General features: G+C 71.8%; 21 protein-coding genes. 2 read left to right on the plus strand and 19 right to left on the minus strand.

All coding sequences use genetic code 11. The features are described from left to right. Nucleotides 1-161: 161 nt before the first annotated feature. From ACLQ3B_RS06020 to ACLQ3B_RS06080, 13 genes are all read right to left on the minus strand, one after another. Nucleotides 162-1,493, minus strand: coding sequence for an NAD(P)/FAD-dependent oxidoreductase (locus ACLQ3B_RS06020; protein WP_425778122.1), 1,332 nt, complete (start codon nucleotides 1,491-1,493; stop codon nucleotides 162-164). A 102-nt stretch (nucleotides 1,494-1,595) separates the two neighbouring features. Next, nucleotides 1,596-2,156: a hypothetical protein gene (locus tag ACLQ3B_RS06025; protein WP_425778124.1), complete on the minus strand. Its 561-nt coding sequence runs from the start codon at nucleotides 2,154-2,156 to the stop codon at nucleotides 1,596-1,598. Continuing rightward, nucleotides 2,153-3,592: a DUF58 domain-containing protein gene (locus ACLQ3B_RS06030; protein WP_425778126.1), complete on the minus strand. Its 1,440-nt coding sequence runs from the start codon at nucleotides 3,590-3,592 to the stop codon at nucleotides 2,153-2,155. The genes ACLQ3B_RS06025 and ACLQ3B_RS06030 overlap by 4 nt, the downstream gene beginning before the upstream one ends. Then, the gene (locus ACLQ3B_RS06035; protein ID WP_425778128.1) at nucleotides 3,592-4,599 is read right to left on the minus strand and encodes an AAA family ATPase; all 1,008 of its coding nucleotides are present in this window, start codon (nucleotides 4,597-4,599) and stop codon (nucleotides 3,592-3,594) included. Before ACLQ3B_RS06035 ends, ACLQ3B_RS06030 begins: the two co-directional genes overlap by 1 nt. Further along, the gene (locus ACLQ3B_RS06040; RefSeq protein ID WP_425778130.1) at nucleotides 4,599-5,183 is read right to left on the minus strand and encodes a hypothetical protein; all 585 of its coding nucleotides are present in this window, start codon (nucleotides 5,181-5,183) and stop codon (nucleotides 4,599-4,601) included. The genes ACLQ3B_RS06035 and ACLQ3B_RS06040 overlap by 1 nt, the downstream gene beginning before the upstream one ends. Next, a complete protein-coding gene (locus ACLQ3B_RS06045; RefSeq protein WP_425778132.1) occupies nucleotides 5,180-5,965 on the minus strand; it encodes a DUF4129 domain-containing protein in 786 nt (261 codons plus the stop codon). The genes ACLQ3B_RS06040 and ACLQ3B_RS06045 overlap by 4 nt, the downstream gene beginning before the upstream one ends. 22 nt (nucleotides 5,966-5,987) lie before the next feature. Beyond that, on the minus strand, nucleotides 5,988-6,701 hold the full coding sequence (locus ACLQ3B_RS06050; RefSeq protein WP_425778134.1) for a uracil-DNA glycosylase: 714 nt from the start codon (nucleotides 6,699-6,701) through the stop codon (nucleotides 5,988-5,990). A gap of 19 nt (nucleotides 6,702-6,720) precedes the next feature. After that, nucleotides 6,721-7,407: a dienelactone hydrolase family protein gene (locus tag ACLQ3B_RS06055; RefSeq protein WP_425778136.1), complete on the minus strand. Its 687-nt coding sequence runs from the start codon at nucleotides 7,405-7,407 to the stop codon at nucleotides 6,721-6,723. 198 nt (nucleotides 7,408-7,605) lie between these two features. Continuing rightward, the gene (locus ACLQ3B_RS06060) at nucleotides 7,606-8,241 is read right to left on the minus strand and encodes an LppU/SCO3897 family protein (RefSeq protein ID WP_425778138.1); all 636 of its coding nucleotides are present in this window, start codon (nucleotides 8,239-8,241) and stop codon (nucleotides 7,606-7,608) included. Between the two features lie 130 nt (nucleotides 8,242-8,371). Further along, the gene (locus ACLQ3B_RS06065; protein WP_425778140.1) at nucleotides 8,372-9,382 is read right to left on the minus strand and encodes an HAAS signaling domain-containing protein; all 1,011 of its coding nucleotides are present in this window, start codon (nucleotides 9,380-9,382) and stop codon (nucleotides 8,372-8,374) included. Next, entirely contained in the window at nucleotides 9,379-9,711 is a 333-nt protein-coding gene (locus ACLQ3B_RS06070; protein ID WP_088986312.1) for a PadR family transcriptional regulator, read from the minus strand. The genes ACLQ3B_RS06065 and ACLQ3B_RS06070 overlap by 4 nt, the downstream gene beginning before the upstream one ends. 171 nt (nucleotides 9,712-9,882) lie before the next feature. Next, entirely contained in the window at nucleotides 9,883-10,827 is a 945-nt protein-coding gene (locus tag ACLQ3B_RS06075; protein WP_425779777.1) for an exopolyphosphatase, read from the minus strand. A gap of 119 nt (nucleotides 10,828-10,946) precedes the next feature. Next, nucleotides 10,947-11,951 carry an ArsR/SmtB family transcription factor gene (locus ACLQ3B_RS06080; protein WP_425778143.1) on the minus strand — a complete coding sequence of 335 codons (1,005 nt, stop codon included), beginning with the start codon at nucleotides 11,949-11,951 and terminating at the stop codon, nucleotides 10,947-10,949. Between the two features lie 202 nt (nucleotides 11,952-12,153). On the opposite strand from ACLQ3B_RS06080, the gene ACLQ3B_RS06085 reads away from it, so the two are divergent. Beyond that, on the plus strand, nucleotides 12,154-12,939 hold the full coding sequence (locus tag ACLQ3B_RS06085) for an alpha/beta hydrolase family esterase (protein WP_425778145.1): 786 nt from the start codon (nucleotides 12,154-12,156) through the stop codon (nucleotides 12,937-12,939). Here the strand turns inward: ACLQ3B_RS06085 and ACLQ3B_RS06090 are convergent, their stop codons facing one another. From ACLQ3B_RS06090 to eno, 4 genes are read right to left on the minus strand one after another with little or no spacing between them, the layout of a single operon-like run. Then, entirely contained in the window at nucleotides 12,940-13,437 is a 498-nt protein-coding gene (locus ACLQ3B_RS06090; protein ID WP_425779779.1) for an amino-acid N-acetyltransferase, read from the minus strand. 35 nt (nucleotides 13,438-13,472) lie between these two features. Then, nucleotides 13,473-14,030 carry a DUF501 domain-containing protein gene (locus ACLQ3B_RS06095; protein ID WP_425778147.1) on the minus strand — a complete coding sequence of 186 codons (558 nt, stop codon included), beginning with the start codon at nucleotides 14,028-14,030 and terminating at the stop codon, nucleotides 13,473-13,475. 34 nt (nucleotides 14,031-14,064) lie between these two features. Continuing rightward, nucleotides 14,065-14,703 (minus strand): FtsB family cell division protein, encoded by a 639-nt coding sequence (locus ACLQ3B_RS06100; RefSeq protein WP_425778149.1) that lies wholly within the window; start codon nucleotides 14,701-14,703, stop codon nucleotides 14,065-14,067. Between the two features lie 32 nt (nucleotides 14,704-14,735). Further along, the gene (eno, locus tag ACLQ3B_RS06105) at nucleotides 14,736-16,019 is read right to left on the minus strand and encodes a phosphopyruvate hydratase (RefSeq protein ID WP_124818073.1); all 1,284 of its coding nucleotides are present in this window, start codon (nucleotides 16,017-16,019) and stop codon (nucleotides 14,736-14,738) included. Nucleotides 16,020-16,232: 213 nt separating this feature from the next. Between eno and ACLQ3B_RS06110 the strand changes: the two genes are divergently transcribed. Continuing rightward, on the plus strand, nucleotides 16,233-16,925 hold the full coding sequence (locus ACLQ3B_RS06110) for a hypothetical protein (protein ID WP_425778152.1): 693 nt from the start codon (nucleotides 16,233-16,235) through the stop codon (nucleotides 16,923-16,925). Between the two features lie 129 nt (nucleotides 16,926-17,054). On the opposite strand, the gene ACLQ3B_RS06115 is transcribed toward ACLQ3B_RS06110, so the two are convergent. Further along, a complete protein-coding gene (locus ACLQ3B_RS06115; protein WP_425778154.1) occupies nucleotides 17,055-18,674 on the minus strand; it encodes a DUF885 domain-containing protein in 1,620 nt (539 codons plus the stop codon). Between the two features lie 108 nt (nucleotides 18,675-18,782). Then, nucleotides 18,783-19,781, minus strand: coding sequence for a nucleoside triphosphate pyrophosphohydrolase (locus tag ACLQ3B_RS06120; RefSeq protein ID WP_425778156.1), 999 nt, complete (start codon nucleotides 19,779-19,781; stop codon nucleotides 18,783-18,785).

Genomic DNA, 19,781 nt, shown 5'->3' on the forward strand with positions numbered 1-19,781 from the left:
CCCCCACCCCGCCCGGGTCGATCATGCAGTTGTGGTGGGTGACAAAGCGCCTGCTGTGGAACCAAACCGGCACCACAACTCCATGATCGGCTGGGTGCTTCCGGCACCGCAGCACAAAAGGGCCCCTCCCAAGCCGGGAGGGGCCCTTTGCAGACCTGAGATCAGACGCGCGGCGCGCCGACCGGCTGGGACGCCTCGGCGAACTCCTCGCGCGGGTCGTGCAGCTGACCCAGGGCGACCACCTCACGCTTGAGGAAGAACGCCAACGACCAGTCCACCACCACGCGGACCTTCCGGTTGAACGACGGGATCCGGCTCATGTGGTACGTCCGGTGCATCACCCAGGCCGGCCAACCGGTCATCTTGATCCCGTACACCTGGGCCACGCCCTTGTGCAGGCCGAGGCTCGCGACGCTGCCGACGTGCTTGTGCTTGTAGTTCACCGGCTCGCGGCCCCGGATCACGGCCGCGATGTTGTCGGCCATCCGGGCGGCCTGGCGCACCGCGTGCTGAGCGCTCGGTGAGCAGAAGTTGCCCGGCTCCTTGGTCAGGTCCGGTACGGCGGCGCAGTCGCCGGCGCTCCAGGCACCCTCGACCACCTGGTCACCGTCGACCACCTGGAGCGTGGGCAGGCAGGTGATCCGCCGACGGTCGTCGCGCGGGAAGTCGGTCGCGTCCAGCATCGGCGACGGCTTCACGCCGGCCGTCCAGACGATCGTGTCGGAGCGGAAGCTGTCACCGTCGGAGAGCTTGACCACCCCGTCGACGCAGGACTCGAGGCGGGTGTCCAGCCGGATGTCCATGTTGCGCTTCATCAGCTGCTGCACGGTGTAGGCGCCCATGTCCCGGTCGACCTCGGGCAGCACCCGCTGGGTGGCCTCGACCAGCACCCACCGGACCTCGTCCTGCTTGAGCTCCGGGTAGTACCGCAGGGCGTCGCGAGCCATGTCCTCCATCTCGGCGAGCGCCTCGATGCCGGCGTACCCACCGCCGACGAAGGTGAAGGTCAGCGCCGAACGGCGGACGTCCGGATCCGGCGTGGCGGCCGCCACGTCGAGCCGATCCAGCACGTGGTTGCGCAGGTAGATCGCCTCGCCGATGGTCTTGAACCCGATGCCCTGCTCGTGCAGGCCGGGGATCGGCAGGGTGCGGGAGACCGAACCAGGGGCCACGATCACGTGGTCGTAGGTGATCTCCCGGGCCGGGCCGCTGATCGGCTGCACGGTGGCCACCTTGCGGTCGTGCTCGATCCGCGTGACCGTGCCGGCCACCATCTTGCACCGGCGCAACTCCCGCCGCAGCGGGACCACGGAGTGCCGCGGGGAGATGTTGCCCGCCGCCGCCTCGGGCAGGAACGGCTGATAGGTCATGTGGGGTTGAGGGTCAACCACCATGACCTCAGCCTCACGGGAGCTGAGCTTCTTCGACAGGCGCAGGGCCGCGTACAGACCGACGTGCCCGGCACCAACCACAAGGATCCGCTTCGGATTCACGTTGTCTATCTTTCCCCGGCCGGCTCAGGTAATCCCGCTCGCGCCCCCCATCTGTGACGGAGCACAACCCATGTGACCTGCGTAACCCTCAGTTCGCAGCCGTCACCGGCGGCGCAGCAGCCACCCCAGCAACGCTGCCGTCCCCACCGCCACCAGCAGCCCCACCACCGTCACCCACTGGTGTCCGGCCCCGCCACCCGTCCCCGCCGCCTGCAACAACAGCACGCCGAGCACGGCGGCACCCAACAACACGGCGGCCGACCGCACCAACCAACGGGTGATCAACTCGGGGTCCACCACCGCGTCGTAGGGCAACAGCGCGGCCAGCGCGCAGAGGGTGTGACCGAGATAGAGCAGGGCCGCGACGGCGAGCAGCCGCCACAGGGCGACCGGACGGCCGTACCCGTCGGTGGCGAGCAGCCAACCGCCGACAGTGACCAACGCCGTGAAGGTCGCCCAGACCTTGCGCGGCCCGAACGCGGGCAACAGGGCCGCCACCGCCAGGAAGAGGATCGGCCGGCCGGAAAGCACCTCCGCGGGGAACGCCAGCGCGAACCCGGCAAACACGATGACGAAGATCGCGGCCCGAACCAACAGCGGGGCCGCGCTGATGCGGGCGACGGCGTACTGCGCCGCCCGAACCCGCTCCACGAACGCGCTCACCGGCCACCCACCCTTGGGGCCGTCGCCAACCTGGCCACGTCCCGCAGCACCTGGTCCAGGCTGCCGGCGCCGGCCCAGCGCACCACAGGTACGCCGTGCTCCCGGAGCTGCCCGATCATGACCTCCCGATCCAGGCGCCACAGTCCGTACGCCACCTCGGCCCAGCCCCGGTCCTTCGGCGACGCCAGGTCGGTCGGCAACGTGTCGACCGCCACCACGAACCGCCCGCCGCGGGCCAACCGGGCGAGCATCTGCGCCGACCGTTCGTCCAGCAGCGGGGTGAGCACCACCACCAACGCGTCCGAGGAGAGCAACTGCGGGCCGAAGACCTGGTCGTACGGCTCGTGCGCGGACGCGTGGACCCGGACGTCGAGCAGCCACTCCAGGACGGTCAGGTACTGGCGTCGCCCGGCGGCCGGCCGGAGCCGGCGGGCTGCCGGCCCGTACTCCAGCAGGGAGACCCGGTCGCCACGATGCAGGTAGTGCTCGGCGATCGCGGCGGTGGCCCGGACGGTGGTGTCCAGCACCGAGGCCGCGCCGCCCACCCCGCCGGAGCGGCCCGCCTCGGCGAGCACGTCGAGCAACACCACGACCTCCGCGTCCCGGTCGGACAGGGTGGCGGCCACGTGCAGTTGCCGGGCCCGCAACGAGACCCGCCAGTCGATCCGGCGCAGCCGGTCGCCGGGGGCGAAGACGCGTACGCCGGCCAGCTCGCCGCCCTCGCCGGGTCGACGGGAGTGGTGCGCCCCGACCAGGCCTGCGGCACGAGGCATCGCCTCGACTGCCTCGAACGGCTCGGTACGCGGGTAGACCCGCAGCCGGACCGGCTCGGTGATCACCGCTCGGGAGACCAGCAGGCCGCCGGCCGTGGCGACCCGGGCACCGGCGGGGCCGATCGGGTGCCGGCCCCAGCGCAGGGCCTTGCCGGCCAACTCCAGGTCCACCGCGGCAGCGATCGGCACCGAGGTCACGAATGGCCGGTCCGCGACGGAACGGCGCCGGTCGTTGCCCTGCGCCGTCGCACCGGTCGGGACGGCGTTCGGCTGCCCGTCGTCGACGGCCTCGTCGCGGGCGAAGCCGGCCCGGTCGATCCGCAACCACGGCGACACTCGGGACCGCATCACCACCAGGTCGTAGTCGACCGTGTCCGGGTTGCCGACGCTCACCGCCGCCGCCACGTCACCACCCTCGACCAGCGGCCCGCCGTCACCCTGGCTGATCCACACCTGTGGCAGCGCCGTGGGCCGTCGACGCAGCGCGTACGCGGTACCCAGCGCGAACGGGGCGGCAAGCACGATCAGGTCCACCCGACCCAGCAGCACCCCGGCCACCAGCAGCAGGCCGGCGAGCAGCACCGCGCGGCCGAGCGCCGGGGTGGGCGCCCAGCCGGCGGCCGGTTCGGCTTCGGTGGCCCTCGGCACGGTCGGTCCGGTCATCAGTGCCGGGGCCCGCCGGCGGCGTAGCTGGGCAGCGCGCCACTGGCCGGGGCGGGAGTCGCCTCCAGCACCTCGGCCACCACGAACGCCGGGTCGACCCGGCGCAACCACATCTCCGGGCGCAGGGTGATCCGGTGCGCCAGGGCGGGCGCCGCCACCGACTTGACGTCCTCCGGCACCACGTAGTCCCGTCCGCCGAACACCGCGCGGACGCGGGCCAGCAGCAGCAGCGCCAGCGAACCGCGAGGTGAGGCGCCGACCAGCACCGACGGGTGCTCCCGGGTGGCCGCGGTGAGCGACACGATGTAGCGGCCGATGGAGTCCTCCACCACCACGTCCTCCAGGGCGGCCTGCATGGCCCGCAGCGTTGCCGCGTCGACCACCGGCTTGATGTCCGCCTCCTCCCGGCGACGGCTCATCCGACGGCGCAGCACCTCCCACTCCTCTTCGTGCTGCGGGTAACCGAACGAGACCCGCAGGAGGAACCGGTCCAGCTGCGCCTCGGGCAGCGGGTAGGTGCCCTCGTACTCGATGGGGTTGGCGGTGGCCAGCACGTGGAACGGCTCGTCCAGCTTGTAGGTCACACCCTCCACCGAGACCTGCTTCTCCTGCATCGCCTCCAGCAACGCGGACTGGGTCTTCGGCGGCGTCCGGTTGATCTCGTCGGCGAGGAGCAGGTTGGTGAAGACCGGGCCGGCCCGGAAGGTGAAGTCGCCGTTGCGCTGGTCGTACAGGAACGAGCCGGTGACGTCGGCGGGGAGCAGGTCGGGGGTGAACTGCAACCGTCGGAAATCCAACCCGAGGGCCTGGGCGAACGAGCGGGCGGTGAGCGTCTTACCGAGCCCTGGCAGGTCCTCCAGGAGCACGTGCCCGCCCGCGAGGATGCCGGCGAGGACCAGCTCCAACGCGTCCCGTTTGCCGACCACGACGGTGCCGACCGCGTCCAGGACCGCCCGAGCCAGGTGCCCGACCTCGGCGGGGGCAATGCTCCGGTCCACGTCGTTCATCAGATGCTCTCCAGTTCGGCGACGATCACCGCGAGGTCGCGCGGCGACGGGGTGCGGCGAGGCGGGGTCTCCAGGAACGTCCACAGGCGTTCACCCAGCAGGACGCGAGCGCGGGCGGGATCCGACTCACGGGTGACGCCGTGTTTCAGCCGCATCCGTTCGTCGGCCAGCTCACCGAGCCGGGGCAGGACCACCTCGGTGAATCGTTCGGGTCGGTTCGAGGACCAGTCCAGGGGGCGTTCCCACTGGTTGATCGCGCCACGCAGCGCGTCCCGGGCGTCCCAGTTGTAGCTGCCGTCCTCTTCGCCCGCGCCGGCCTGGCGAGTCGGCGGCGGCGGGGGTGGCGGCGCCAGCAGGGCGGTGACCCGGCGGACCGCCAGCACGGCGAGCACCCCGGCGATCAGTACGGGCAGCGAGACCTGGAGGCCCACCGCGCGGAGGCCGACCAGCAGGACCGCGACAAGCGCGGCGGCCCACGCGAGCGAGCGCAGCACCGGACGCCATCGGGACGGGCGCGCCTGCGGACCGGCCGGCGCGGCCTCCTCCTCGAACGCGAGCAGATCGTCGATGCTGGTGCTGCTCATGAGGTCACCGCCGCGGTGAGTTCTCCGCGTAGCCGGCCGAGCGCGGCGCGGGCCTGGTCCCGGGTACGTTCGCCAACCGGGTGGGTGGCGTACCGGGCCTCCCGGTAGACGTACGCGAACTCGGCCAGCACGTCGGTGCTGGCGATGGCCGGCACGCCCGCGGCCGGGTCACCTTGCAACAGCCGGCTGACCAGGTCGGTGGGGGTGTCCCCGGCGAGCCTCGGCACACCGGCCGCGGCGGCGGTCTCCTCCAGACGCACCCAGCAGGCGATCACCGCCACCCGCGGGTCGGTGTCCCGGTCGTCGAGTTCCACGAGGCCGGCGTCGAGGGCGGCGACCACCTCCCGGGCGGTGCCCTCGGCGGTACGGCGGGCCCGCTGCGCCGGTAGTGCCCGGGTGGTGCGGCGCAGCGCGCCCCGGATCAGGATCCAGGTGAGGTAGCCGAGTGCGGCGAGAATGGCCAGCCCGAGTAGGACCACCGCCACCGTGCCGACCCACTGCGGGATGTGCGCCTGGGTGGCCTCACCGGCGTCGCGTGGCTCGATCGGGATGGACGGTGACGGCTCGACGGTCGGGTACTCGGGAACCCAGGGAACGTTGTCCGCGGCCGGCGGAATCCGGCTGGCCCCGATCGACGAGTGAGCGGACGCCAGCGCGGCGCCGGCGAGCAGGACGGCGACCGTGCCGACCGGCCACCAGCGGCGGAGCAGGCCGAGCACCGGCGGCAGCACACCCGACTCGGCGGACGGGGCCGGCGTGGGCGGGCGTGTTCCGTCTGTCATCGCCACCACCCCACGCGTCGTCTCAGTCCACTCCGGCCAGCTGCTTAGCCTGGCCGAAGACGTCGTCCAACATCCCTGGTGTCAACCGCCCGGTGAAGGTGTTCTGCTGACTGACGTGGTAGCAGCCCAGCAAGTCCGGAGCGTTCGTGCCGGACCAGTGTGCCCCATGACCGAACGCCGGTCGCGGGCTGGGCGGGCGCTGCCCGTACACCGCGCGGAGCACCGGCCACCACGCTGCCCAGGCGAACGCGCCCAGCGCGACCACGACCCGCAGCGTGGGCCGGATCAGCGTGACCTCACGGTGCAGCCAGGGTGCGCAGGTGTCCCGTTCCGCCGGGGTCGGCTTGTTGTCCGGAGGCGCGCACCTGACGGCCGAGAAAATCCGCAGGTCCCGCAGGGTGAGCCCGTCGTCGGCGGCGACGCTTGTCGGCTGGTTGGCCAGCCCGGCGCGGTGCAGCGCGGCGAACAGCACGTCGCCGGACCGGTCGCCGGTGAAGATCCGGCCGGTGCGGTTGCCGCCGTGCGCGGCGGGCGCCAGCCCGAGGATGGCGAGCCGCGCGTCACCGGTGCCGAAGCCGGGCACCGGTCGTCCCCAGTACTCCTGGTCGCGGAACGAGGCCCGGCGGGTGCGGGCGACCTCCTCCCGCCATTCGACCAGCCGTGGGCAGGCGAAACAGTCGCTCACCGCCGCGTCGAGGTCGGCCAGGTCGGTCGCCCGCGCTGCGCGGGCGACCACCTGTTCGGGGGTACGCGTCTCAGCCAAGCTTGGCCCGGAAGAGTTCCAGGGTGCGTGCCCAGGCGCTGGCGGCGGCGCGCTGGTCGAACGCCTCCGGCCGGTCGTCGTTGAAGAAGGCGTGCGAGGTGCCCGGGTAGTCGTAGAGGTGGCAGTCGCCACCGGCCTCCTCGATGGCCCGACGGGCGGTTTGTACGCCCTCGTCGGCCGAGGTGCCGTCCTCTTCGGAGCAGTGGATGACCGCGGCCTTGCCGGCGTAGTCGGCCCACTCGGGGCGCATCGACTCCCAGGGCAGCACCGGATAGAACCCGGCGGTGGCGACGATCCGCTCGGAGATGGTGGCCGACCAGAGGGCGAGGCTGCCACCGGCGCAGAAGCCCACGGCACCGACCTTACCGGTGACCTCGGGCCGCCCGGCGAGATAGTCGGCCGCTGCGGCGATGTCCTTCGCCGCCTCGTCCATCCGCATCGCCAGCAGGAGCCGCTGTGCCTCGTCCGGCTCGCTGGCCGTCTCACCGTGGTAGAAGTCCGGGGCGAGGGCCACGAAACCGGCCTCGGCGAACCGGTCCGCCACCGACCGGATGTGCGGGACCAGACCCCACCATTCCTGAATGACGATGACGGCGGGGCTGGCCGTGCCGCTGGCGGGTATCGCGAGATACCCCTCGCTCGCGCCCTCGTTGCCGCGGTAGCTCACCATTTCGCCCATGGGCCGTCCTCCTAGCGGTCAGTCATCGTTGGCTGGTCGCCCAGTGGTCCTACGTGCCGGTAGCCTGCCACGCCGCGGGGCCGTCGGGAAGACGCCGGAACAGTGGCATTCACCTCCTGTTCGCCCGCCGGTGACTCCGGGTACGCCGACGGCGGCGGGGTCTCTCCCGCCGCCGTCGACACCGATCTACCGCTCCGGTCAGACCTTCTTGGTCAGGCAGAGCACATAGCCCGTCTTACCCGGCTCGATGCTGGAGAAGATGTACCCCTCCTCGCCCGCCTTGAAGTACTGGGTGCAGGTGGTCTCGGCCTTGGCCTGAGCCTCGCTCTGGCCGTCCACCCGACCGACCACGTTGTACGCGGCGTCGGTGGAGGTGCACTCGACGACCTTGGCGCCGTCGACCTCCTCCTGCTCGGTGCCGGTGACCTCGGGCAGTTCGGCGATGCAGTCGCCGGTCTTGGCGTCCGCGGTCTCGTCCTTGTTGAAGAAGTTGCCGATCGCCGAGGCGACGCCGAACTTCAGGCCGGCGATGACGACGATGGCGAGGATCGCACCGACGATGCCGAGGGCCTTCTTCGCACCGGACTTCTCCGCCTTCGGCTCGGCCGGCTGCGGCGTCTCGACGGCCGACTGCGACTCGGCCGGCTGCGACTCAGCCTGCTCCGGCGCGGCCGGCTGCGGAGTTTCGGGGGCCGACTCCGACGCGGCCGCTTGCGGCGCCTCGGTGGCCGACTCCGGCTTGGCCTGCTGCGGCACGGCCGCCTGTGGCGTCTCGACGGCCGGCTCAGGGGTTTCGGCGTCGGGCGCGGGGGGCGGTGCGACCTGCTCTGGCACGGGGGTTCCTTCCGAGGGGTTGATGAGCAGACGACACCGTAACGATCATTGATTTCCGGTGTCGTCCCGCTCGCCTCGTCCGTTCAGCTATTTCCCAGCCGCACCAGCATGATCCAGTTCACATCGTGGTTCAACTCGTCGGGGTGGGTGTTGGTGTGCCGCTCGGCGTCGCGCTCGGGCCCGCCGTGGGCTGACCGGTGGCCGTTGGCGTCGGCGTTCCGGTCAAGCTGGAGGTGCTGCTCGGGTCGGGCGTGGTCGTGGGCGGCGTCGGCAGGAGAGGCACCCCCGGGCCGCGAGGCCCAAAGGGAGCCTGATCCGGGCAGTACGGGTACGGCCGCAGCAACGGCTGGCCATAGACGTCGAGCGGGCTCGGGCAGTCCGGGTGATAGCCGAGCCGGATCGGATTGCCGTTCTGGTCGAAGAGCCGGACGTTCTCGACCAGCCGGCCCTCACCGTCGTAGACGAAGACGTCCCGGATCTGGCTGTACTGGCTGTCTACCGAGGTCTGGTCGTAGTAGTAGTCGTTGTCACGCCCGTTCTCCGCGTTGACCAGTGCGGCGAGCGCGAAGACCACAAGCACCGCGCTGCTCACCTGCACGACCGAGCGCGGCCAGCGGGTCAGCTGGGCCGAACGGCGACCGATCCAGATGGAGCCGAGCAGGAAGCCGATCAGCATGATCAGGCCGGCGAGCAGCTCACCGCCGAGCCTCGGCAGCAGCCCGAACTCGCCACCGGTGGTGACCACGGTGACCAGCATCGCCGCCAGATAGCCCCGGAGCACCCACCAGGCCGGGCGCAGCAGTCGGAGGAAGTCGCTGGCCGTCGCGTACCCCAGGGGTGGGCCGAGACGGGTGTCCATCGCGCGCAGCCGGCCGCGGGCCCGGGCCATCGCGCTCGCCACCCGCTGGTCGAGGTTGCGCCCGCTGCCCGGCGCGGCGCCGGCCGCGGCGCGCAGCTCGGCGGCGTACGTCTCGGGCTCGCCCAACCGCTCGACCAGGGTGCCCTCGGACTCGGCGGCGACCTCGGTGAGGTGGTCGGCCAGATCCTCGGTCAGCTCGTCGCGTTGCGTGGGCGGCAGGTCGGCCAGAGCGGCCCGGACCCGCGCCACGTAGTCGGTGATCTCCTGCTCCGTGACGGTCATGCCGCCAGCCCCCGATCGTCGAGCAGAGTGTCCATGGTGGTGGCGAACGAGCGCCAGAGTTTGCCGGAGCGGGTCAGCTGGTCGCGCCCCGCGGCGTTGAGTGAGTAGTACTTGCGGTGCGGCCCGGATTCGCTCGGAACGACGTAGGTGGTGAGCAGGCCGGCGGCGAAGAGGCGGCGCAGCGTCCCGTAGACCGAGGCGTCACCGACCTCTTCCAGGCCGGCCTCGCGAAGCCGGCGCAGGATGTCGTAACCGTAACCGTCCTCCTCTCGGAGCACGGCCAGGACGGCCAGATCAAGCACGCCCTTCAGCAACTGTGTGGTGTCCACGCATTGCACACTACTGCGTAATGCGAAGTAGCGTCAACGGATCCACCGCGACACGCCGGGCGGGCGGGCAAGCGCGGCCGGACGAGATCGACTCGGTTTTCAGGAAGTCGGGGCATCCGAGGCGCTCGGACACCGCGACGTCAATGACGACGAGTTGCTCAAGCGCTCTGGTTAGCCTGCTGCGGCCGGCTGGAGACTCCAGGCGATGCCGTCGAGGATGTCGTGCTCCGACGCGACCACCGACGGCATCCCGGCCCGCTCCATGATCACGCGAAGCACCAGCGCTCCCGCGCCGATCACGTCGGCCCGACCCGGGTGCATCACCGGGTTCGCCAACCGCTGCGCACGGGTCTGACCCAGCAACTCCGCGGTCACCCGGGTGACCTCCTCGTACGACACCCGGGCGTGGTGGATGCGCTCCGGGTCGTACTCCCGCAGGCCCTGCGCGAGAGCGACAACTGTGGTGACCGACCCGGCGAGGCCGACCAGGGTGGCCGCCTCGCGACCGGGCACCACGGCGAGCGCCCGGTCCACCACTGCCGCGATGTCGGCCTGCGCCGCCGCGACCTGCTCGGACGTCGGCGGGTCGCCGGGCAGGTGCCGCTCGGTCATCCGGACGCAGCCGATGTCCACCGAGATCGCCGACCGCACTCCGGCGGCCCGGTCACCGACCACGAACTCGGTGGAGCCACCGCCGATGTCGACGACCAGGAACGGCTCCTTCGCGTCGGCGGGCAACCCGCGCACCGCGCCGGTGAACGACAGCCGGGCCTCCTCGTCGCCGCTGACCACCTCGGGCGCGACACCGAGGGTGGCCCGAACCATGTCGGTGAAGTCACCGGCGTTGGCGGCATCCCGGGAGGCCGAGGTGGCGCACATCCGTACCCGCTGCGCACCCAGCTTCTCGATGTCTGCGGCGTACGACGCCAACGCCACCCGGGTCCGCTCGATCGCCTCCGGCGCCAGTCGGCCGGTGCGGTCCACGCCCTGCCCCAACCGGACGATCTCCATCCGCCGGGTCAGGTCGACAAGCGGCGCCTGCGGCTCGGTCGAGGCATCGGGCAGGTCGGCGACCAGCAGTCGGATCGAGTTGGTCCCGCAGTCGATGGCCGCCACACGCGTCGTCACCCCGCAACCCTACGGCAGCCCACCGGCGGTGCCTGCCTGGCGGGCCGAGCGGGCGGCAGCCGACCTGGCAGGCCGGTCGCCCTACTGAGCCCGATGACTACCAGGCATCAAAATGACTCAGGGGCATCACGCTCAACAGGACGACCAGCACCCAACAGCTCCGCGCCGAGCGAGGTCAGGCGATGTCGGACGGCCCCGCCCTCGCGCTCGCTGGCCACCAGACCGGCGGTCCGCAGCGCGCGGGCGTGCTCCGAGGCCGAGGACAGGCTGATCCCGACCGCCCGGGACAACACGGTGGTGGTCAACCCGCCGTCGGCCGCGAGTCGGCGCAGCACCTGCGCCCGGGTGACGCCGAGCAGCCGACCGAGGGAACCGTCGTCGGAGGGCCCGGGCGCGGGCATGACCACCGGGTAGACGAGCAGGATCGGGTAACCCTGCTCGACCAGCACCCGGGGGCGCGGCCCGGCCAACGGGGAGGGCAGCAGGATGACCCCGTGGCCGGTGCCGGGGAGATCAGCGTCCCACCACGTCCGCACCTCCAGCACCGGCTCCCGCCACCGGATCGCCGGGTGCAGACCCGCGAAGAGACCGGCCAGCCCGTGCTGCGCCAGCCGCTGGCTGGCAGACGTCACCTGCTGACGGTACGAGGACACCAGCTCGGCCCAGTGCGGTTCGAGCACCGTGTCGAACCAGGTCTGCACGGCCCCGCCGAACAGGTCCAGCACCTCCGGGTCGGCCGCCGCGAACCGCCGCCGCAGCGGGCTGGCCGGCGTGTCCGCGTACGCCATGGTGACCTCGGCGCGGACCCGCCGGGCCGGGGTGGCCCGAATCGCCTCCAGACCGGCCTCCACCGACTCCAGGCCGGCGAAGGGCGTGACGAAGTCCGGCAGACGCCCCCGGTCGGGCAGCAGGTGCCGCAGGATCGCGGTGGCAGCCTGGGCGGTAGCCGTGCCCTCGGCCGCCACCGCCCGCTCGGCCAGGGTCGGTGCCATCGCCGCGACCGTGGGATCGCGCAGCCACTGACCGGCCAGCAGCGCGATCCCGACCGGATGCAACCGGTTGGCGAAGCGCACCCGGCACAGGTCGGCCGACCCGAGGTGGAGGCGAAGCATGGCAACAGCCTGCCTGCCTTCGGCCAGGACCGAAAGGGTTGATTCGCCGCCGGATGATCTCCAGTGTGGACCCAGGGGTCGACGGGGGGTGGCCGGCGTGCGGCGAACGGTGGCAGTGTTAACGGGGCTCTGCGTCATCGTCGTGGCCGCGGCCTGTGGTGAGCGGGGGCAGCCCTCGTCGGCCCCTCCAGCCACACCGTCGGTGTCGAGCGAACGACCGGCGGCCGGGGACCACCAGCTCACCCTGCGGCACAACGGGCTCGACCGCACCTACCTGCTGCACGCGCCACCGGGGTACGACCCGGGCACGTCCTCCGCGCTCGTCATCGCGTTGCACTTCTATCCCGGCAGCGGCACCTCCCTGTGGGAGATGGCGGGCCTGGACGCCAAGGCCGACAAGGACAACGCGCTGGTGGCCTACCCCGATGGGCAGGGCGGCGGTTTCAACGCGCTGATCTGCTGCGGCAAGGCGGACGACGTCGGCTTCCTCAACGTCCTCACCGACCATCTGGTGCAGACCTGGCACGCGGACCCGAACCGGGTGTTCCTCACCGGCATCTCGAACGGCGGCGACATGAGCTTCCGGGCAGCGGTGGAGAGCACTGGCAAGTTCGCCGCGATCGGGGTGGTCAGCGGTGGTTACAGCGGACACTTGACCACCCCCGACAGCTACGTGCCGAAGAGCCCGGTCTCCGTGATCACCTTCATCGGCGGCCAGGACCGGTACGCCTCGACCTTCCAGACCGGCATGCGCACCTGGCAGCAGCGGCTCAACTGCCGGCCGAGCCCGAAGGCGTCCGGGGTGCCGGGTGTGACGCACACCGTGGCAGGCTGCGCCGACGGCAGCGAGGTCAGCGTCTACACGCTCGCCGACATGGGCCACAGCTGGCCGGGAGCGAAGACCGGTCAACTCGCCGCGTCGTCCGCCGGGCTGTCCGCCACCGACCTGATGTGGGAGTTCTTCGCCGCCCACCCCCGCAGGGGCTGATCAGAGCCGCAGCAGCATCCGGGTGTTGCCCAGCGTGTTCGGCTTGACCCGCTCCAGGTCCAGGAACTCGGCGACACCCTCGTCGTACGAGCGCAGCAACTGCTCGTAGACGGGCTGCGGCACCGGAGCGCCGTCGATCTCGCGGAAGCCGAACGAGCCGAAGAACCGGGTCTCGAAGGTGAGCACGAAGATCCGCGCCACGCCCAACTCCCGGGCCGCGTCGATCAGCTCGCCGACCAGTCGGTGACCGATCCGCCGGCCCCGGCAGGACGGGTCCACGGCCACCGTGCGGATCTCGGCCAGGTCCTCCCACATGACGTGCAGCGCGCCGCAGCCCACCACCACGTCGTCCTCGGACCGGACCGCGACCCGGAACTCCTGCACGTCCTCGAAGAGGGTGACGGTGGCCTTGCTCAACAGCCGTCGGTCGTCGGTGTAGGTGTCGACGAGTCGCCGGATGCCCCGCACGTCCCCGGTGCGGGCCCGCCGTACGAGGATCTGACTCTCGGGCGCCTCGGACCCGGTCTGGGCGTTCACTCGCCCGCCGGCACGTCCACGCACGGCCCCGCCGACCACCAGGGCTCGACCAGCTCCAACGTCTCGTCGCCGAACGGGTTCACGCCGGGGCCGGCGCCCAGCGCATGACCCAGGTGCACGTGCAGGCACTTCACCCGGCCCGGCATCCCGCCGGCCGAGATGCCGGCGATCTCCGGCACCTCGCCGACCGCCTCCCGGCGGGTGAGGTAGTCCTCGTGCGCCGCACGGTAGCGGGCGGCCAACTCCGGGTCCGTCGCCAGCCGGTCCGCCATCTCCTTCATCAGCCCCGCCGACTCCAGTCGGCTGCACGCCGCGGTGGCCCGGGGGCAGGTCAGGTAGTAGAGGGTCGGGAACGGGGTGCCGTCGGCGAGGCGGGGGGTCGTCTCCACCACGTCCGGCAGGCCGCACGGGCAACGATGGGCAACCGCCCGGGTGCCCCGGGGCGTCCGGCCGAGCTGCGCGGCCACCGCCGCCAAATCGGCCTCGGTGGCCGGCTCCCGCTGCGGCAGGGGAACGGAATCCGCCGCCGGCTCCGACGGTGGTACGACAGTCACGGTGCCCATCTCTCCTGGTGTGCTGGTCGGTGGATCACTTGCCCGGCTGCTGGCTGTCCGCCGCCTGCACGCTCGACCAGAGCGTGTCGTACCAGGTCGCCGGCCCGGGCGGGGTGGCCGAACCGGCCGACTTCCCCGCGTCCCGGGCGGCGCCCTCCGGGTCGTGCAGCACCACCATGATTTTCTCGCCCGGCCGGCCCATGAAGAACCGTTCCCGAGCCTGCGTCTCGATGAACGCCTTGTCCTGCCACTTCGCGGCCCTCTCGGCGAGCTTCGCGATCTCCCGCTCCTGCACCGCCTGGGCGGCCTCCATCCGCTCGATGTTGGCCTGTTGGTCCAGGTAGACCCGGACCGGGTAGGTGTAGGCCAGAGCAAGCGCGATCAGGACCGCGAACAGCACGGTGGCCCGGCCGGTGAAGCGACGGGGGTGGGGTGCGGCGAGCCGCTTCACGGCACCACCGGCGGCGGTACGCCGAGCGGCCGCCGGACGATTCGCGGAGCGCACACCCTCGGCGCCCCGGGCAGCACCCGGTGCGCGACCGGCGGCGCGCGGCTCGGCGCGTACGCCGGCCTCCCGGACCGATCCCCGAGTGGCGCGCCCACCGCCCGGCCGACCGGACTGACCCGGCCGACGGGCGGGACGCTGACCACCCGGTGTGCGGCGCTGCTGCATCGTCACACCCCTCCCCCGAGGCTTCGTGCGTCTCAGGCCGAACGGTAGCGCGGGAACGCGCCAGCGCCGGCGTAGCGCGCCGCGTCGGCCAGCTCCTCCTCGATCCGGAGCAGCTGGTTGTACTTCGCGACGCGGTCCGAGCGGGCCGGCGCGCCGGTCTTGATCTGGCCGCAGCCGGTGGCCACCGCCAGGTCGGCGATTGTGGTGTCCTCGGTCTCGCCGGAGCGATGGCTCATCATGCACTTGAAGCCGGCCCGGTGGGCCAGGTCCACCGCGTCCAGGGTCTCGGTCAGCGAGCCGATCTGGTTGACCTTGACCAGGACCGCGTTCGCCGACTTCTCCGCGATGCCACGGGCGATGCGCTGCGGGTTGGTCACGAACAGGTCGTCACCGACGATCTGCACCCGGTCGCCGATCGAGGCGGTAAGCGTCTGCCAACCGCTCCAGTCGTCCTCGGCCAGCGGGTCCTCGATCGACACAATCGGGTACTCGTCGGCGAGCTTCGTGTAGTAGGTGCTCATGTCCTCGGCGGACTTCGCGGCGCCCTCGAAGGTGTAGCTGCCGTTGTCGAAGAACTCGGTGGCCGCCACGTCGAGCGCGAACACGATGTCGGTGCCGAGCCGGTAACCGGCCTTCTCGACCGCCTCGGCGATCAGGTCCAGGGCCGCCGCGTTGGTCGGCAGGTTCGGCGCGAAGCCACCCTCGTCGCCGAGCCCGGTGGAGAGGCCCTTCTTCTTCAGCACCGACTTCAGCGCGTGGTAGACCTCCGCGCCCGAGCGCAGCGCCTCACGGAACGTGGGCGCGCCGATCGGCGCGATCATGAATTCCTGGATGTCGACGTTCGAGTCGGCGTGCGCGCCACCGTTGAGGATGTTCATCATCGGCACGGGCAGGAGGTGCGCGTTCGGGCCGCCCAGGTAGCGGAAGAGGCTCAGCTCGGCGCTGCCGGCAGCAGCCTTCGCCACCGCCAGGGAGACCCCGAGGATGGCGTTCGCGCCCAGCTCCGACTTGGTGTCGGTGCCGTCGATGTCGAGCATCTTCTGGTCGATCAGCCGCTGCTCGCTGGCCTCGTACCCGATGATCTGGTCGACGATCTTGTCTTCGACGTTGGAGACCGCCTTCTCCACGCCCTTGCCCTGGTAACGGTCGTCATCACCGTCGCGCAGCTCGATCGCCTCGAAGGCGCCGGTGGAGGCGCCGGAGGGCACGGCGGCGCGGGCTACCGTGCCGTCGTCCAGACCGACCTCGACCTCGACCGTCGGGTTGCCCCGCGAGTCGAGAATCTCCCGGGCGACGATTCCCTCGATGGTTGCCACTAAGTCGCTCCTCGTTGTTGTGATCCGGTCCGTGGGTGGGCCGCGACGGTGCGGCTGAGGCAGGTGTTGAACGCAGCGTATCGGGCGGCGCGAACGGGCACGGCGTCGCCCGCGCACCCGGCTCGCCCCGCGTTGACGGACATTCCCGGATTTCCGGGCGTCAACCGGCAACGGGTTTGCGCTGCGCGGACCAGATCCACCAGGCTGGTCGCCATGCCCGCCGCCTCGACCACCCTCCGCATGCTCGCCGTGTCGGTCATCGCGTCGCTCACGGTCACCGGCTGTCAGACATTCGAGGACGCCGGAGTCGCCATGGGCCGCTCGGAAATCGTCAACGACCTCGCCGCCCGGCTCGATCGGGCACTGGAGTTGACCTACTCGGCCGACTACCAACTGCCCGGCGGCCAGCGCGCCGCGATCGTGCAGGCACAGGACCCGGCCCGATCCGCGTACACCTATCCGGGCGGGCAACTCACCGTCACCCCGGACGCCATCACCCGGTGCACGACGACCGGCGCCCGCCCGCAGTGCACGCTGATCGCCCCGCCCACCCCGGGCAGCAAGCCCACGGTGACGCTGTTCGGCGAGGCCAACCGGCAGGGCCTCGTCACGCCGCCGGTGGTGGTCGGGCTGCTCACCGCCGCCGCACTCGACCCGCAGGCGGTCATCAAGCCGAGCGACACCACAGTCGCCGGGCACCACGCCGCCTGCGTGGCGGTGGAGAGCTCGTCCGGCGACTTCACCGCCTGCGTCACCACCGAGGGCGTGCTCGGCAGTTTCACCGGGCCGGTCGACGGCAAGCCGATGGAGCTGGCGCTGAGCGACTACTCCGCGACTGTCGACGAGCAGGCCTTCGATCCGCCCGCCGGCGCCGGCGTCGTCGACCGCCGTCCCGGCGGCTCGTGACCGACCCACCGGTTCGGCCTGGGTGCGCTGCCGGCGCGACTGCCGCCCGCGTACTCCATCTCGCGCTGGCTGATCGACGTGACGGTGACCGCCGCGCGGCGCTGAGCCCGCGCGGCCCGGCGTTTCTTGTCAGAGACCGAGCAGGGTGCGCAGGTGGCGCGGGGGCGGGCAGTCGTGGGCGAGCATCGCGTCGTGCCAGTCGCGGACCGACACCCCGTCCGGGCGGGCGGCGGCGATCTCGGCCACCTCGCTGTACCCGACGAAGTAGGTGGAGAGCTGGGTGGAGGTGAGTTGCGCCCGCCGCCACTTGCCGGCCGCCTCGCCCTCCTCCTGGAAGCCGCGCCCGGTCATCAACGCCATCGCCTCGGCCTCGGGCAGGTCCTCGGCGTGCACCAACTGGTCGAGCAGCGCGTTGATGGTCATCCGTAGTTGCATCTTGAGCTGCTGCAACCGCACCGGCAGACCGCCGAAGCCGAGCGCCGTCATCACCTCCTCCGCGTAGACCGCCCAGCCCTCGATGAACGGGCCGGACTCGGCCAGCGCGCGAACCCGCGTGCCACCGACGTAGCGGCGGGCGTGGGCGAGCTGGAGGAAGTGCCCAGGCATCGCCTCGTGCACCGTCAGGTTGCGGATCATGTGGTCGTTGTACTCGCGGTAGAACGACTCGACCCGCTGCGCCGGCCAGTCCGACGGGGTGGGCGCGATGCAGTAGAAGGTCGGCACGACGGCGGTTTCCAGCGGGCCGGGCGCGTCGCAGTACGCCACCGCGACCCCCCGGGCGAACTCCGGCATCTCCTGGATCACGCACCTGTCGTCGACCAGGCTGACCAGGTCGTGTGCGCGGACGAAGTCGGTCGCCTCGTCCAGGGTCACCCCGGCCAGATCGACGATCGTCGCGTCGTTCGGGTGCTCGGCGGCGAGCAGGTCCAGCGCCCGGCGCACGGTGGCGTCGTCGGCCGGGCCGCCGACCAGCTCGACGGCCGCCTCGCGGATCTCCGCGGTGACCCGGTCCAGGTTGGCCCAGGCGCGCCGCTGGATCTCGGCGGCGCCCAGCTCGGTGTCGAGGGTGTGCCAGAGTCGGGCCTCCCAACGGCGCCGGCCCAGTCGCGGGTCACGGCCGGGGCCCGCATCGGCGGCCAGGCCGACGCGCAGCCAGGCGACGAACTCGTCAAGCGCGGCGATCGCCGCGGTGGCCGCCGGCTCGACCCGGTCGAGGTGGCTCGGCGCCTGGGCGAGCAGCGCGGGCAGCTCGTCGCGGATCAGCGCGGCCGTGCCGGTGAACTGCCCGACCGCCGTCTCCGCGTGGATCCGCGGCATGTCCCGCAGCGTCGCGCGGGCGGTGGCGAGGGCGTCCGGTACGGCGGCGAGCCGGCCGGCCAGTTGGGTCAGCCGCACCTCCGCGGGGGCGTACGGGCGGGACAGCAGCGGGTGCAGCAGCGGGCCGGGGTTGTGCCGCAGCGGATCCCACTCGTACGACCGGATCTCGGTCAGCTCGAACAGCTCCCGGTCCACGAATGAGGTGAGCAGCGCGTGGTCGACCTGCTCCTCGACGTCGAGCGAGTCCGGGTCCAGTTCGGACAGTGCGTTGGCCGCGTCGGAGAGCATCGCCCGATCGGCAGTCAACCCGTCGGCGGACAGGTCCGGCAGCCGGTCGTCGAACCGGTGGTCACCTGCCGCGGTGGCAACCCCCGGCCGCGACTCCAGCAATGCCTCGACAACCCGCTCGGCCAGCACCCCAAACGCTTCCACCCGCCCACCCTACCGACCACCCACCCCGACACGGCCGGGTTGAGGCCACTGCGTCGATCATGAAGTTATTGCCATCCACCTCGGCGTGTCGGGGCAATAACTTCATGATCACCGCGGGCTGGCGGGTTTGGGTGGGGGTGGGGGTTCGGCGGCGCGGATGGACTGGGCGTGGGACAGGATGGTTCGGCGGAGGGCTGCTTCCGGGTCTATGCCCTGCTCGCGGGCTGCGGCTACCGTTGCCAGGAGGTTGGCGCCCAGTTTGGCTTCGGCGTCCGTCTGGGTGTCCGCCAACGGGGGCGGAACCTCGATGCCTCTGCGGGCCGCGCGGTCCAGGATCTGCGTCGCCAGGGCCAGCGCGGGCTGGCTCAGGGCCACGCCGTCCAGCACCGAGTGCCGTGCCTTCTCGACGCGCTTGATCCGCTCCCAGTTCTCGGTGATCTCCTCCAGGGTGCCCACCTCGGCACCGGCGAAGACGTGCGGATTACGCCGGATCATCTTGTCGACCAGGCCACCGGCCACGTCGTCGATGGTCCACCGCTCATCCTCGGGCAACTCCTCGGCGAGCCGCGCGTGCAGCACCACCTGCAACAGGACGTCGCCCAACTCCTCACGCAACGCGTCGGTGTCGTCGGCGCTTATCGCGTCGTACGCCTCGTAGCTCTCCTCCAGCAGGTAACCGGCGAGGCTGCGGTGCGTCTGCGCCCGCTTCCACGGGTCGCCACCCGGCGAGGCCAGTCGATCCAGCACGGCCACCGCGTCGAGCAGCCGGGCACCCGGCGGATCCCACGAGCCGTACATCAGCTCCATCTCGGCCAACCCCGGCTGCCGGGCCAGCCGCAGACCCAACTCCCGGGCCAGCGCCTCGTCGCCGGCCGGGCCGGCCAGCCACACCACAGTGCCGTGCGTCGCCACCGCGTCCAACAACGGCTGCGTCGCCGGGCCGTCCACCACAGTGACCTCGGCGCCCGCCTGGCGCACGGCCATGACCAACTCGCCGTCCGCGCCGGTCAGCACCGGGTGCTGGCGTACGACGTCCCAGGCCGCGGAGGTCAACAGGCCGGCGGGCAACCGGGGTGAGGTGACCAGGAGGACGATCCGTGCGGTCAT

The sequence above is a fragment of the Micromonospora sp. DT53 genome (assembly GCF_049841535.1).
Taxonomy (GTDB): domain Bacteria; phylum Actinomycetota; class Actinomycetes; order Mycobacteriales; family Micromonosporaceae; genus Micromonospora.

What these genes read in the sequence shown, in the direction of transcription:
- ACLQ3B_RS06030 (WP_425778126.1), bottom strand. Translation starts at nt 3,592, where the DNA reads ATGACCGGACCGACCGTGCCGAGGGCCACCGAAGCCGAACCGGCCGCC.
- ACLQ3B_RS06035 (WP_425778128.1), bottom strand. Translation starts at nt 4,599, where the DNA reads ATGAACGACGTGGACCGGAGCATTGCCCCCGCCGAGGTCGGGCACCTG.
- ACLQ3B_RS06040 (WP_425778130.1), bottom strand. Translation starts at nt 5,183, where the DNA reads ATGAGCAGCACCAGCATCGACGATCTGCTCGCGTTCGAGGAGGAGGCC.
- ACLQ3B_RS06045 (WP_425778132.1), bottom strand. Translation starts at nt 5,965, where the DNA reads ATGACAGACGGAACACGCCCGCCCACGCCGGCCCCGTCCGCCGAGTCG.
- ACLQ3B_RS06055 (WP_425778136.1), bottom strand. Translation starts at nt 7,407, where the DNA reads ATGGGCGAAATGGTGAGCTACCGCGGCAACGAGGGCGCGAGCGAGGGG.
- ACLQ3B_RS06065 (WP_425778140.1), bottom strand. Translation starts at nt 9,382, where the DNA reads ATGACCGTCACGGAGCAGGAGATCACCGACTACGTGGCGCGGGTCCGG.
- ACLQ3B_RS06080 (WP_425778143.1), bottom strand. Translation starts at nt 11,951, where the DNA reads ATGCTTCGCCTCCACCTCGGGTCGGCCGACCTGTGCCGGGTGCGCTTC.
- ACLQ3B_RS06100 (WP_425778149.1), bottom strand. Translation starts at nt 14,703, where the DNA reads ATGCAGCAGCGCCGCACACCGGGTGGTCAGCGTCCCGCCCGTCGGCCG.
- ACLQ3B_RS06110 (WP_425778152.1), top strand. Translation starts at nt 16,233, where the DNA reads ATGCCCGCCGCCTCGACCACCCTCCGCATGCTCGCCGTGTCGGTCATC.
- ACLQ3B_RS06120 (WP_425778156.1), bottom strand. Translation starts at nt 19,781, where the DNA reads ATGACCGCACGGATCGTCCTCCTGGTCACCTCACCCCGGTTGCCCGCC.